Raw genomic sequence first — 14,914 nt, forward strand, 5'->3', positions numbered from 1 at the left:
CATAGATTTTGCTGATAGAATAATTCGTTGTAGGGATATTATTTTATAATTTTACAAGAAGGTGAAAATTATATCGTGTCAACAGTACAATATTTTCCAGGTTCTGCTGCTCTTTCAAGTTTTCGTATAGATCAGCTTTTAAATAGATTCAAAGATTCTGATCTTTGTGTATCTAATATTTCATCTTACTATGATCATTTTGTTTGTATTGAGAGAGCTCTCGATGCTAAAAAATTATCTAGACTTAGTGAATTGTTGACATATGGAGGTAATATTTTTGATAGAAATTCCATAGATAATGATAAAAATATATTAGAATTAACAGTTATCCCTAGAGTAGGCACCGTTTCTCCTTGGTCTAGTAAAGCAACAGAAATAGCTCATAACTGTGGTTTTTATGAAGTAAATCGTATAGAACGTGGAATTCATTTTATAATTGAAACAGATCGAAAAGTTATCTTTAATGAAAAAGATTTAGATAAGCTGTATAGTCTTTTGTATGACAGAATGACTGAGATTATAATTAAAAACGATTTCGATATCAGTTTATTATTCAAAACTTCTGGTGTTTCAGATCTTGTAACTATTCCTTTAATGTCAAATGGAATTAGTGCTCTGCAAGAAACTAATAATAATCTAGGTCTAGCTTTGTCAGATGAAGAAATAAATTATTTAAGTAAGTCTTTTAGTACTCTTGGTAGGGATCCAACTGATGTTGAGCTAATAATGTTTGCTCAAGCTAACAGCGAACATTGTAGGCACAAAATATTTAATGCTTCATGGGTAATTGATGGAGATAGAAAAAATTATTCTCTTTTCGAAATGATTAAAGCTACTCATTTAGCTCAGCCTAAGGGAACAGTTGTAGCCTATTCTGATAATGCTGCTATCATGACTGGTAGAAATATTTCACTTTTTTATCCTAAAATACCTAATGAGGATGGAATAGCTGAATATGTTAATTCAGATGTTGATATAAACATCTTGATGAAAGTAGAAACACATAATCATCCTACAGCAATAGCTCCTTTTCAAGGGGCCTCTACTGGCGCTGGAGGAGAGATTCGTGATGAGGGAGCTACTGGACGCGGATCCAAACCTAAAGCAGGTCTAACTGGTTTTACTGTTTCCAATTTAAGACTTAGTGATTCAGTTCAACCCTGGGAATCTTCTTATGAAGATACTCCAAAGAGAGTTTCTTCACCTCTTTCTATTATGATAGATGGTCCGTTAGGTGGGGCTGCTTTTAATAATGAATTTGGTCGACCAAATGTTTTAGGTTATTTTAGAGTTTTTGAACAAAAAATACATGATATTCATTGGGGATATCATAAACCTATAATGCTAGCAGGTGGTTTTGGTATTATTAATGACAGCTTGTCTCACAAAAAAAATATTCCAGATGGCGCTTTATTAATACAACTTGGTGGACCAGGTTTTCGTATAGGGATAGGTGGTGGTGCTGCTTCTAGCACTGATATAGGTAGCAATTCCGAGGACCTTGATTTTAATTCTGTACAAAGAGGAAATCCTGAGATAGAGAGAAGAGCACAAGAGGTGATAGATCGTTGTTGGCAATTAGCTGATAATAATCCAATTATATCTATTCATGATGTTGGCGCTGGGGGTCTTTCAAATGCTTTTCCAGAATTGGTGAATGATTCAAAAATGGGAGCTATTTTCAATATTAGAAGAATTCCTATAGAAGAACATAGTATGTCACCATCTGAGATATGGACTAACGAGTCACAGGAGAGATATGTTCTTGCAATTGAAAAGAAAGATTTAACTTTATTTGACAATATAGCAAATAGAGAGCGCTGCCCTTACTCAGTGGTTGGGGTTTCTACTAATGATCGTATTCTTAAAGTTGTTGATGTTGACAAAGAAATAGAAATGGATGATCTTCCTAGTGAAGCTGTTTCTCTAAAAAATAATCCTGTGGACATATCTTTAGATATAGTTTTGGGCAAGCCACCTAAATTACAGCGTACCATTAATAGAAGTATTAGAGTGAACGAAAAATTAGTTCTTGATAATATTTTAATTAGAGAAGCAATTCCTAGGGTATTAAGGCATCCTACAGTATCCAGTAAATCTTTTCTGATTACTATAGGTGATCGTAGTGTTGGCGGAATGGTATGTAGAGATCAAATGATTGGTCCTTGGCAGGTTCCTGTCTCAGATTTTGCTGCTACAGTGTCAGATTATGAAAAACATTCTGGAGAAGCTATGGCGATAGGAGAGCGTTCTCCTATCGCTGTAATTAATGCACCATCGTCTGGTCGTATGGCATTAGCAGAAGCTATTACTAATTTGATACCTGCAGGGATAGATAAATTTGATGATATAAAATTATCAGCAAATTGGATGGCAGCATGTGGCTTTGATGGGCAGGATGCAGATTTGTATGACACTGTTGAAGCTGTTAGTGAGTTTTGTAAATGCATTGGATTATCTATACCAGTAGGCAAAGACTCATTGTCCATGAAGACTATTTTTGATTTTAATAATAAGAAAAAACAGGTTGTTTCACCAGTATCACTTATAGTAACAGCATTTGCAACAATTAACGATGTACGCAAGAGTTTAACTCCACATCTTGTTAATGATATTGATAGTTTACTGGTATTTATTGATCTTGGTGATTTTAAAAATCGTATGGGTGGTTCAATTCTAGCTCAAGTATATAATCAAATTGGTAATGAGGCTCCTGATATATCACCTGATAAATTAGCTTCTTTTTTTAATCTCATAAGTGTTCTATCTAGCAAAAATATGATTCTGTCATATCATGATCGTTCTGATGGTGGCTTGATTACTACTCTGATTGAGATGTCTTTAGCTAGTCATTCTGGTTTATCTATAAATCTGGATTCTATTATACCTAATAAAGAAAATTTCAGTAATGAAAGTTTGAATGATACATTGATAAGAGTTTTGTTTTCAGAAGAGATAGGAGCTGTTATTCAGATACCTAGTAACTATAAAAATGAAGTTATCGACCATATAAGAAAATTTGATTTAAGCTCTTCTTCTCATATTATAGGCAGCATAAATGCAGATAATAATATACATATAAATTATCAAAATAAATTAATATGGTCTGAGAAGCTTTCTGTTTTAGGAAAGATCTGGAGTGAAGTAAGCTTTAATATTTCTAAAAGAAGAGATAATCCGTTATGTGCTAAGTTAGAATTTGACACATGGGATGATGTTTCTGATCCTGGTATAAATCCATTCTTATCATTCGATATGGGAGATAATATATCTGCTCCATTTATTTCTAATGCTTCCAGACCTCCAGTTGCGATACTTAGAGAACAAGGTTGTAATAGTAATGTAGAAATGGCTTGGGCCTTTAACAAAGCTGGTTTTAGTGCTGTTGACGTTCATATGACTGATTTATTGTCTGGTCGTGTTAATTTATCTTCATTTAAGGGATTAGTTGCAGTTGGAGGATTTAGTTACGGTGATGTATTAGGTGCTGGTGAAGGTTGGGCTCGTACTATATTATTTAATAATTTAATGTACGATCAATTCTCTGAATATTTTTCTAGAAAAGATACTTTTTCTTTGGGAGTATGCAATGGTTGTCAAATGATATCAGCATTATCTTCTATTGTTCCAGGTGCTACAGATTGGCCACGTTTTACTAGAAACAAATCAGAGAGATACGAGTCTCGTTTATCAACTATAGAAATATTAAAATCTCCTTCTATATTTTTCAATGGTATGGACGGTTCTAGAATACCTATAGTTATTGCTCATGGAGAAGGCTATGCAGATTATTCGAAATCAGGTAATCAAAAAAACACATATGTATCTGCATGTTTTGTAGATAATTATGGGAACAAAACAGAGAATTATCCATTTAACCCCAATGGTAGTCCTGAAGGTATTACTGCTGTGACATCTTTAGATGGTCGTTGCACTATTATGATGCCTCATCCAGAAAGAGTATTAAGGAATGTAACACTATCATGGGCTCCATCCGAATGGATCAAAAATTATGAATATAGCCCTTGGATGAGAATGTTCAGCAATGCTCGTGCTTGGGTAGATTAGTAATTAAAGAAAGCTCATTAATTTTTTAATGAGCTTTTAGATAGATGTTTTATTTTAACGAAAATAATATGAAATTTAATCGTGTTTCTAATCGTTCTTTTAATCAACTACGTGATTTTGAGATTATAAGAAATTTTACCAATCAAGCTGCTGGTTCAGTTTTTGTTAAAGCAGGTAATACTTATGTTTTATGTACTGCTACTATAGTTGAAAATGTGCCTGATTTTGTAAAAAAACATGTGGATTGTGGATGGGTTACAGCAGAATACAGTATGTTACCTAGTGCTACAAAAATTCGATCTAATAGAGAATCTGTTTATGGTAGACAAACAGGAAGATCACAAGAAATACAACGTTTCATAGGTAGAAGTATTAGATCTATGTTCGATTTACGTTTACTGGGTGCAAGAACTATTCACTTCGATTGTGATGTTATACAAGCAGATGGTGGAACTAGATGTGCAAGTGTAACTGGATCTTGTGTTGCTGCTTTTGACGCCGTGAGTTATTTGCTTAATAATAGTCTTATAAGTAAAAATCCTATTTGTAATAATATAGCGGCTGTTTCTGTTGGAAAATCAAAAAAGCAATTATTGCTAGATATGGATTATCTAGAAGATTGTAATTGTGATGTTGATATGAATGTAGTTATGGATTCTAAAGGTAGGTTTATAGAGATCCAAGCTACTGGAGAAAAATCATTACTCTCTAGGGACGATATAAATTCAATGCTAGATTTGGCACAAGAAGGTATATCAAAACTTATTAATATACAAAAAGAATGTTTTAATTAATTTAATCCTTATAAGATTTCTATAGTGAATAAAAAGAATTCATCATTGTCTGATTGGTTGAAGTATATAGAGTCAATTCATCCAATTAGTATAGATTTAAATCTAGATCGAGTTAAAATAGTCGCTTCACTTATAAATATAAAAATGGATGGAGTAGTATTTACTGTCGGTGGCACAAATGGAAAAGGTTCAACTTGTGGCTTTCTAGAAAGCTTCTCATTAAAAGCTGGATATACTGTTGGATTGTATACTTCTCCACATATTGTTTCTTTTAATGAAAGATTCAGAATCAATGGCATTAATGTAAGTGATAATGATATTATCGATTCTCTATATTTCATAGATAAAGTGAGAGGTGATATTTCCTTAACTTACTTTGAATTCACTACTTTAGCTGCTATTTATTTGTTTTCAATTAAAAAATTAGAGGTTTTAATATTTGAAGTTGGAATGGGAGGGCGTTTAGATGCCGTTAATGTTATAGATTCTGATTGTTCAATTGTTACAAGTATTGGACTTGACCATGTTGAATGGTTGGGCGAATCTAGAGATTCTATAGGATTCGAAAAAGCTCATATTTATAGAAAAAATAAACCAGCTATTTGCAGTGATATAAATCCTCCAATGTCTTTATTAGATTATGCTAATGAAATAGGAGCAGACTTGCTTTTGGTTAATAGTGATTTTAAATACTCAATTAATAGCAATGATACTTGGTCCTATCGTGGTAAGTATAGTAATTTTGATGAATTACCGTATCCTAAAATGCTAGGAAAGTATCAGTTACTAAATGCCTCAACAGCTTTGATTGCAATAGAATCGGTCAGTGATAGATTAAATATTTCATATAAGAATATATGCGAGGGGATATTAAATTCTTTTTTGCCATGCAGATTTCAAATTATTAAAAAAAACCCTACCATTATTTTAGATGTTGCTCACAATGCACATGCTGCTATTTCTTTAGCGGAAAATCTAGCAGGCAATAATATTTTTTCTAAGACACATGCTGTTATAGGAATGTTAAAGGATAAAAATATATCGGAGGTTGTGAAAATATTAGATCCTTATGTTGATTATTGGTATTGCTGTAGTACTCTAGGACCCAGAGGTTTATCTTCAGATTTGTTGTTTGATATTATTAAAGATAATTTAAAATCAGCAAATGTAATCTGTTGCTCTAGTGTAGTCAATGCATTTAATACTTCACTCAAAAATTCTAATCAGAATGATCGTATACTGGTATTCGGATCTTTTTTAACTGTTAGTGATGTTTATCAATTGTATTTGAGCTAGTGTTTTTAGACAGTACATTATAATTTAAAGTATTAGCAACAACATATATTTTTTGCTATAACCTGGGGTATCTAGTTTAATTATGTAAATTCTGTTATCTTACAATTGAGGTTATATTTTTGAATTTTAAAACTATATTTTTATAATTTTAATTTTAAAATTTTACTAAATTAATTAATTTAGTATTTATCGATAAGATTGGATCTTATGCACATACTCATAAATTAATTATGTATATTTATTTGGTAAGAAAGTGAATTGTTTTGATTATATCTTCGTTGGTGTATTACTGGCTTCTTGCATTATTGGATACTTTCGTGGTTTTGCGAGAGAGTTATTTTCTCTTTTTTCTTATCTTATATCGTTTTTATTAACTATATTGCTTGCTCCAGATGTAAATTATTTTATTGAAAGACATATAGATTCTGCATTATTGAGTAATTGTTTATCGTATTTAATAGTGTTTTTTGCTGTTCTATTAGCATGTTTTTTTATTAATATGTTTGTATCATTCTTTATTATTAAGACTGGAATGTCATCTATTGACCGTACATTAGGTATTGTTTTTGGAGCATTGCGTGGTTTATTATTAATATTGTTAGTATTATTATGCTGTAGCATGTTGTCCACAGAGTGTTGGTTTATGGATTCAGTTCTCGTAAAGCCAACTATGGATTTAGTTTATAAAATTAAGGAATTGCTATTTACAGAGATTTAATGATTCAAATAGTAATGATCTTAATATCATTAGGAATTATTTATGTGTGGAATAGTTGGTGTCGTTGGACGCAGTCAAGTAAATCAGCTGTTATATGATAGTTTGTTACTTTTACAACATAGGGGGCAGGACGCAGCAGGCATAGCCACATCTGATAATAGGCAGTTTTATCTTCATAAATCTCATGGTCTTGTCAGGGATGTATTTCGTACTCATAATATGCTTTCTCTACCAGGTTATTGCGGTATAGGACAGGTACGATATCCTACATCAGGATCTAATGTTAGTGAACAAGAGGCACAACCATTTTATGTTAATGCACCTTTTGGTATCATGTTTGCTCATAATGGTAATTTGACTAATTGGCAAGAATTAAGAGAATCTTTGTTTAGGGTTGATTTGAGACATATAAACACTAATTCTGACTCAGAAGTTCTGCTAAATGTATTTGCTAATGAATTACAGTCGGCTGTTCATGGAGTTGTGCTTGATGAAAATTCAATCTTTCAAGCTATATCAGGGGTACATAGACGGGTAAGAGGGGCATATGCTGTTGTATCAATTATTTCAGGTTATGGTTTAGTTGCTTTCCGTGATGTTAATGGTATACGTCCATTATGTATTGGAAGACAAGAAACAAATAGAGGTACTGAGTGGATGGTTGCGTCAGAATCAGTGGCTCTAGAGGGTAATGGATTTACCTTTATTCGTGATGTGGATCCAGGTGAGGCTATATTTATTGATTTAGATGGTAATTTATTTAGTAAGCAATGTGCAGATAATCCTAAACTATCACCATGTATTTTTGAGTACATATATTTTTCACGTCCAGATTCTTTTATAGATAGAGTCCCTGTATATGATGCAAGATTAAAAATGGGGGAATATTTAGCTAAGAAATTAACTAAATATGTAAGAGCTGGAGATATAGATGTAGTTATACCAATACCAGATTCTTCACGTCCTGCAGCAATGCAATTAGCTCATTCTCTGAATCTTAATTATCGTGAAGGTCTGATAAAAAATCGATATGTAGGAAGAACTTTTATTATGCCTGGCCAGGCTATGCGTAGGAAATCAGTAAGACAAAAATTAAATACTATAAATATTGAGTTTAAGAATAAAAATATTTTATTAGTAGATGATTCTATTGTTCGTGGTACTACTAGCAAGGAAATTGTAGACATGGCACGTTCATCTGGTGCAAATAAGGTTTATTTTGCTTCAGCTGCGGCTCAAATAAAGTATCAAAATGTTTATGGTATAGATATGCCTACTCAGAGTGAGCTTATAGCTGCTAATAGAACAGATGAGGAAATAGCAAAATTTATAGGAGCAGATGCGTTAATTTATCAAGATATTGATGACATGAAAAAATCTATTACTGATATAAATAATTCTCTTACAAGTTTCGATGCTTCTTGTTTTGATGGGAAATATATAACTGGCGATATAGATTCTGATTACCTATCTAATCTAAGTAATAGTAGAGTATCTTAATTAAAGAGGCAGTATGTCTTTGCTGTGACATACTGCCTCTCTTCTGAGTATTCAAACATAACAAGAACAATAAAATAAGCAAAATGCTAGCTAATTAGTTGGTATTTCTTATAGCAGCTGATATTGCTATAACTGCTAGTATTATAAATAGAGATAAGCTCCATACAAAATACTCAACTCCGAATAAGAAAACAGGGTCGTCTGCACATGATGAGTATACGTTAAATAGCCAGGGAATTGATGAATCAAATCCTGTGCTGCTGATTATTGTGTCAGCAGGCGTCGTCATACATGACAGACTTTCTGAATAAGATACTTTTTGCATATATGCAGCAAATATGCCAAATATACTTAATATTGATATAACTATTGCTATTATTCTAGACAATATATCGCTTCTTATGTAATAACCTACAAATGAAACAATTCCTATTATAAAAAAAATTAGACGTTGTACGATACACCAAGAACATGGCTTCATATCAAACACATGCTGAGATATAAGTGCCGCAGATATTGAAGTGAAGCAAAGTATAGAAACCAAAATAAATAATCTATTACGATAAGTTGTTTGCATGATGGGCTCTATAAAATCTTAGTCTTGGTATAAGTAATCATCTTAATATAAAATTTTAAATTACAGAAAAGTTCTAACTAGTTCATTCACGCCAGCCCAACAAATTTGAACGCCAAGGCAAAGCATGATAAAAGAAGAAAGTTTCATAAATACAGCAGTACCGCTTTCTCCTAATTTGTTTAACATTTGCGCTGCAAATTTCATACATATATAAAGTATAGATGATAGTAAAAGTATAGCTAAAACAGATCCTGAGAATTTTAGGGTCATTGCATTGATATTGGTGCTATCAATTAGATAAATTCCTACTGCTATCGCTCCTGATATAGCACCTGGCCCAAAAGCCACAGGGAATGTCAGAGGATAAAACGCACGAGAATTTGCTTGTTCTAAACTCATTAGTTCCTGTTTGTCACTATCATTATCATTATCTTCGTCTGAAGAAGTTATTAGACTCCAAGCGCTAAATATTATTAATGTACCACCACCTAGCCTTACAATTGGTAAAGATATTCCAAACAAGGCTAATATTGCATTACCTATTAACAGTGTAGCTATTAGCATTATAGCTACATTGCTAGCAACTTTTTTTGCTAGCATTAATCTTGTATCTGGTGATGCATTTTCTGTCATAGAAAGAAATATCGGAGCAATTGCTGGTGGATTTAAAAAAGGAAGCAATGTTCCAAAAGTGAATAAAAAACTTTTTGTCAAAGGAGATAAGAATTCTGGAAGTAGCATAATTTAAGTAAATTGAAAATTAAATGAATATTTGGTCTCGTTGGATATCGTGCTAATTGCGAATTAGTTAAAATTCTAGAAAGAATACATGGTGATAATTTCTCCCCACTCTTAAAATATTTTGCATATTCAAAATCTAACCAAGTCACCTAACATGACGACTACATTATAACAGATTTATTTAAAATATATCTTGATTATCAATAAATGATGGTGGTTTGGGTGTCCCTGATGACACTGTCAGAACTTCATATCCAATATCAGTTACACAAATTGTATGCTCCCACTGGGCAGATAGACTATGATCACATGTGACTATTGTCCATCCATCCGACAGTTGTTTTACTCCTCTCTTTCCTGCGTTTATCATTGGTTCTATTGTAATTAACATACCAGTCTTTAGTAATTCACCAGTATTAGGTTTTCCATAGTGAAGAACTTGTGGATTTTCATGAAAGTTCTTCCCAATTCCATGGCCGCAAAACTCCCTTACTACAGAGAAACCTGCTTCTTCAGCATGTTTTTGTATGGCATGTCCTATGTCTCCTAATCTGGCGTAATTCTTTACTTTTTGTATGCCTTTCCACATGCATTCATATGCTATTTCCGATAGTCTTAACGATTGTATAGACTGATCCCCGACATGATACATTCTGCTAGTATCTCCGTACCACTCGTCTTTTATTATTGTAACATCTATATTTAATGAGTCTCCGTTCTTTAGAATTCTATTACCAGGAATCCCGTGACATACTTGATGATTTACGGAAGTACATATAGCTCCTGGGAATGGTGAATGTCCGGGTGGAGCATAACCAACAGTTGCTGATTTTACCTTCAGCTCATCTGTTAAATATTCCTTGCATAATTTATCCAGATATCCAGTCGTAACGCCTGGTTTTACAAAACTTGTTATAAAATCTAATATTTTTGCTGCATCTTGGCAAGCAGATCTCATTTTATTCAGATCATTTTTATTTTTAATAATACCCATTTTCTATTTTTAAAAATTTTATTTTTACATCGATTTAATGTAATAATTATTTTTTAACCGCACGAGTTGATATTAAATCCCAATATTATTGATTGCAATGATTATTTTGTTTTACTTACAAATAATAATAAATAATTCTCATTTATATAAAATAAATTAACTATTATTGTAATTCTTGAAGCCATATTTATCTTGTTTGTGTATAATTGTCAGCTAGAAATATTAAATAATATATAATTGAGTGTAAATTTTTAAATCGCACAATACGTTGTCAGGGGTGTCTTTTTAGTTAGATGCTTACGTATTGTAAGAAATTAACCCTTGGAGATTTTAATGTCTATTATGAGAGAAATGTTAGAGGCCGGTGTACACTTTGGACATCAGACAAGATACTGGAATCCTAAAATGTCCCAGTATATTTTTGGTCAAAGAAATAAGATACATATAATTAATCTTGAGAAAACTGTAGAGAAGTATCTAGAAGCATTAAAATTTATTAAAAAATCTTCATCTAGCGGTAGCAATATTTTATTTGTTGGAACAAAAAGAGCAGCTCGTGAATTTGTAGCTAGTGAAGCTAGTAGATGTAATATGCCTTATGTAGATTCTAGATGGCTTGGTGGAATGCTTACTAATTTTAAAACAGTAAAATCTTCTATCAAGAGATTGAAAGAAATGGAAAGTATTGTTGCTAGTGGCAATGCCGATAAGATGATCAAAAAGGAAGGATTATTATTCCATAGAGAGCTAGATAAGCTCAATAAGTCTATTGGTGGCATTAAAAATATGAATAATCTTCCAGATATAATATTTATTATAGATGTTGGTTATCATAAAATTGCTATATCAGAGGCTAGAGCTTTAGGTATAAAAGTTGTTGCTGTTGTGGATACTAATCATTCTCCTGATGGTGTTGATTATGTTATTCCAGGGAATGACGATTCAGCTAAGGCGATTTCTTTATATTGCAAAGGGATAGCAGACGCAGTGTTAGAAGGCCGCAAAAAAAATGTAGATGATATTGTTGATGTCATTAAAGAAACCACAGAAGACTTTGTTGAAGTAGATCTTTAATATTGTTTTTAGTTTTTTATTAGATGAAAACTCATAATTTTTAGGTATTTTAGGAATAATATGTCCAATATTAACGCAGCTCTCGTAAAAGAATTAAGGGAAAAGACTGATGCTCCTATGATGGAATGCAAAAAAGCACTTATCGAGTCTGATGGTGATATAAAAAAAGCAGAAGGTCTTTTGAGAATAAAGTTAGGAAATAAAGCTAATAAGGCAGCATCTCGTGTAGCTGCTGAAGGCTTGATCGGTTTGTATATTTCAGAAGATTTGAAATCAGGAGCTTTAATCGAAGTTAATTGTGAGACTGATTTTGTTGCTAAAAACAAAGATTTTATTTCTTTTGTAAGCAAACTTGCAGAAATAGTAGCAAATAATAATCCAGCTGATTTATTAGAACTTAGCAATTTAATTTTTGATACTGATACTGTTGATAGTGCCAGAAGATCTATGATTGGTAAAATTGGTGAAAATATCTCTATCCGTCGTTTTACTAGAATAGCTGCAAATGGATCTTTATCTGGGTATAGTCATAATGGTCGTATAGGTGTATTAGTAGATCATTCAGGGAATGAGGATGTTGGTAAAGATGTTGCCATGCATATAGCAGCAGCTAAACCAAAATCTGTAGATTCTTCTGGCGTTAGCATAGATGAAATTAATACTGAGCGTTCAATTGCTCTAGAAAAAGCAAAAAAATCTGGCAAGTCAAGTGACATAATAGAAAAAATTGTTGAGGGATCAGTACAAAAATTTCTAAAAGAAGTTACATTGATGTCTCAGACTTTTGTAAAAGATGAAAAACAAACTGTTAAACAAATGCTTGATGAAAAATCATCATCAGTTGATAGTTTTGTGTTTTATGTTGTTGGAGATGGTATAGAAAAAAAGAGGTGGATTTTGCAGCAGAAGTTGCAGCTGTTAGTTCTGTGTAATTTATCTATCATTACTAAAAGTTAGTTTTATTAATTTATTTTTTTGGTTGGTTAGATTGTTGAGTTGTATATTACTGGTATGTAAATCATCGGAATTTCAAGCATGTACAATAAACAATATAAAAGAGTTTTGTTGAAACTTTCTGGTGAAGCACTTATGGGTGATGATTCCTTTGGAATAAATAGATCAACCATTTTGTGTATCACTGAAGAGATATTGAAGGTTATTGAGTTAGGTGTTGAATTAGCTATTGTAATAGGCGGTGGTAATATTTTCCGTGGCGTTGCTCCAGGAGCTCAGGGTATGGATCGTGCTACTGCTGATTATATGGGCATGATGGCTACTATCATGAATGCTCTTGCTTTACAGGATTCTCTTAAATGTTTCGGTATAGATGCTCGTGTACAATCTGCTTTAAATATAGATCAGGTAGTAGAGCCTTATATAAGACCTAAGGCTCTACGATACTTAGAAGAAGGAAAGGTGGTAATTTTTGCTGCAGGTACAGGCAATCCTTTTTTTACTACTGATACTGCAGCTGCATTACGTGGTGCCGAAATAGGTGCTGAAATTGTATTAAAAGCTACTAAAGTTGATGGTATATATAGTGCTGATCCAAAAAAAGATCCTACTGCTACCAGATATATGCACATATGTTTTGATGAAGTAATTGTACGTAGAATTGAGGTTATGGATGCAACCGCTTTTGCGCTCTGCCGTGATCAAAAATTACCGATAAATGTATTTTCTATATATAAATCTAGTGCCTTGAAACGTGTTGTGATAGGTGAGAATGAAGGCACATTGGTTCATCTTTAATAGGATAAATTTTTTTATGAGTACAGATGAAATTCGTTGTTTTATTGAAAGCAAAATGTCTAAATCTATTGATGTGTTAGTGTCTAATTTAGCAAAAATTCGTACAGGTCGTGCTCATATTGGTATTCTAGATCATATTTCTGTTGACTATTATGGCTCTTCTACTTTAATAAATAAAATAGCTAACGTTAATCTATTAGATGCTAGGAATATACAGGTTGTGCCTTATGAAAAAAATATGATTAACATAATAGAAAAGGCTATAAGAGAATCTGATTTAGGACTTAACCCAATTTCATTCGGTGATAGTATTAAGGTACCTATGCCTCCGTTAACGGAAGAGCGTCGCAAAAGCTTGGTTAAGGTTGTAAAAGCTGAAGGTGAAGAAACAAAAGTAGCTATACGAAATATTCGACGTGAGGCTAATGATCTTCTAAAAAAAATGGTTAAAGATAAAGAAATATCAGAAGATGAAGAAAAAAGATCTCAAGATTCTATACAAAAAATAACAGATCAGAAAATAATATTAATAGGTCAAATAATATCTAAAAAAGAAACTGAGGTTATGGCCATATAGTAAGTACGTCATAAAAATTTTTTGTGATGCTATTTTAAACTTTATTGTTTGTAATGGTTTGTTATATAAGTCATGTTGATTAATAAACATCTTCCGCAGCATGTTGCGATTGTTATGGATGGTAACGGTCGTTGGGCAAATAAAAGATTTCTACCAAGATCTTCAGGTCACTTTAAAGGGGTGCGTTCTGTTGGTCAAATCATAGATAGAGTTATTCAACTAGATATTCGGTATCTTACTTTGTTTGCATTCAGTTCAGAAAATTGGCGCAGACCTGCTGATGAAATCGAATATCTAATGAATTTATTTATAAAAACCTTAGAGAACGAAGTAGATAGTTTAGTAGATAAAGGGATAAATTTACGTATAATTGGAGATATTACTGTATTTAATAACCGACTTCAAAATTTAATAAATAGCGTTATTTATAAGACATCTAATAATAATAATCTTTATCTTACAATAGCAGCGAATTATGGCGGAAGATGGGATATATTACAGGCTATAAAGAAGATGTTAAGAAAAGAATCTGATATCTTAGATAATATAGATTGTATAAATGAAGATATTTTATCTCGCTATTTATCTATGTCTTGGGCTCCAGAACCAGATTTATTAATACGTACCGGTGGAGAAATACGTATATCCAATTTCTTGATATGGCAATTAGCTTATACAGAATTATATTTTACTGATATTTGTTGGCCTGATTTTGGTTCTAATGAATTGGAAGAAGCATTTCGATGGTATCGTACAAGGGAGCGTAGATTCGGAAGGACGAGTGCCCAACTAGAGAAAGATCTGAGGCAATAAAATAAAGTGG

General features: G+C 32.4%; 12 protein-coding genes and 1 pseudogene. 10 read left to right on the forward strand and 3 right to left on the reverse strand.

Features of this window, described 5'->3' with window-relative positions:
- The first annotated feature begins 75 nt into the window (after positions 1-75).
- From purL to purF, 5 genes are all read left to right on the forward strand, one after another.
- Positions 76-4,068: a phosphoribosylformylglycinamidine synthase gene (gene purL, locus ST1E_RS01610; protein WP_015389502.1), complete on the forward strand. Its 3,993-nt coding sequence runs from the start codon at positions 76-78 to the stop codon at positions 4,066-4,068.
- A gap of 68 nt (positions 4,069-4,136) precedes the next feature.
- Complete coding sequence (gene rph, locus ST1E_RS01615; protein WP_015389503.1) at positions 4,137-4,862, forward strand: ribonuclease PH; 726 nt, start codon at positions 4,137-4,139, stop codon at positions 4,860-4,862.
- A 24-nt stretch (positions 4,863-4,886) separates the two neighbouring features.
- A complete protein-coding gene (folC, locus tag ST1E_RS01620; RefSeq protein ID WP_015389504.1) occupies positions 4,887-6,158 on the forward strand; it encodes a bifunctional tetrahydrofolate synthase/dihydrofolate synthase in 1,272 nt (423 codons plus the stop codon).
- Between the two features lie 253 nt (positions 6,159-6,411).
- A complete protein-coding gene (locus ST1E_RS01625) occupies positions 6,412-6,876 on the forward strand; it encodes a CvpA family protein (RefSeq protein ID WP_015389505.1) in 465 nt (154 codons plus the stop codon).
- A gap of 42 nt (positions 6,877-6,918) precedes the next feature.
- On the forward strand, positions 6,919-8,376 hold the full coding sequence (gene purF, locus ST1E_RS01630) for an amidophosphoribosyltransferase (RefSeq protein WP_015389506.1): 1,458 nt from the start codon (positions 6,919-6,921) through the stop codon (positions 8,374-8,376).
- 94 nt (positions 8,377-8,470) lie between these two features.
- Here purF and ST1E_RS01635 read toward each other — a convergent pair whose 3' ends face one another.
- From ST1E_RS01635 to map, 3 genes are all read right to left on the reverse strand, one after another.
- The gene (locus tag ST1E_RS01635; RefSeq protein ID WP_015389507.1) at positions 8,471-8,953 is read right to left on the reverse strand and encodes a disulfide bond formation protein B; all 483 of its coding nucleotides are present in this window, start codon (positions 8,951-8,953) and stop codon (positions 8,471-8,473) included.
- 60 nt (positions 8,954-9,013) lie between these two features.
- Entirely contained in the window at positions 9,014-9,694 is a 681-nt protein-coding gene (locus ST1E_RS01640; protein WP_015389508.1) for a MarC family protein, read from the reverse strand.
- 181 nt (positions 9,695-9,875) lie between these two features.
- Entirely contained in the window at positions 9,876-10,688 is an 813-nt protein-coding gene (map, locus tag ST1E_RS01645; RefSeq protein WP_015389509.1) for a type I methionyl aminopeptidase, read from the reverse strand.
- 333 nt (positions 10,689-11,021) lie between these two features.
- On the opposite strand from map, the gene rpsB reads away from it, so the two are divergent.
- The 5 genes and pseudogenes from rpsB (at position 11,022) to uppS (ending at position 14,904) form a co-directional block, all read left to right on the forward strand.
- Positions 11,022-11,762, forward strand: coding sequence for a 30S ribosomal protein S2 (rpsB, locus tag ST1E_RS01650; RefSeq protein WP_015389510.1), 741 nt, complete (start codon positions 11,022-11,024; stop codon positions 11,760-11,762).
- A 60-nt stretch (positions 11,763-11,822) separates the two neighbouring features.
- Positions 11,823-12,694, forward strand: a pseudogene (gene tsf / locus ST1E_RS01655) (translation elongation factor Ts).
- Positions 12,695-12,797: 103 nt separating this feature from the next.
- The gene (gene pyrH, locus ST1E_RS01660; protein ID WP_015389512.1) at positions 12,798-13,514 is read left to right on the forward strand and encodes a UMP kinase; all 717 of its coding nucleotides are present in this window, start codon (positions 12,798-12,800) and stop codon (positions 13,512-13,514) included.
- Between the two features lie 16 nt (positions 13,515-13,530).
- A complete protein-coding gene (frr, locus tag ST1E_RS01665; RefSeq protein WP_015389513.1) occupies positions 13,531-14,091 on the forward strand; it encodes a ribosome recycling factor in 561 nt (186 codons plus the stop codon).
- A gap of 72 nt (positions 14,092-14,163) precedes the next feature.
- Entirely contained in the window at positions 14,164-14,904 is a 741-nt protein-coding gene (uppS, locus tag ST1E_RS01670) for a polyprenyl diphosphate synthase (protein WP_015389514.1), read from the forward strand.
- Positions 14,905-14,914 lie beyond the last annotated feature (10 nt).

The organism is Candidatus Kinetoplastibacterium galatii TCC219, from assembly GCF_000340905.1.
Classification (GTDB): Bacteria; Pseudomonadota; Gammaproteobacteria; order Burkholderiales; family Burkholderiaceae_B; genus Kinetoplastidibacterium; species Kinetoplastidibacterium galati.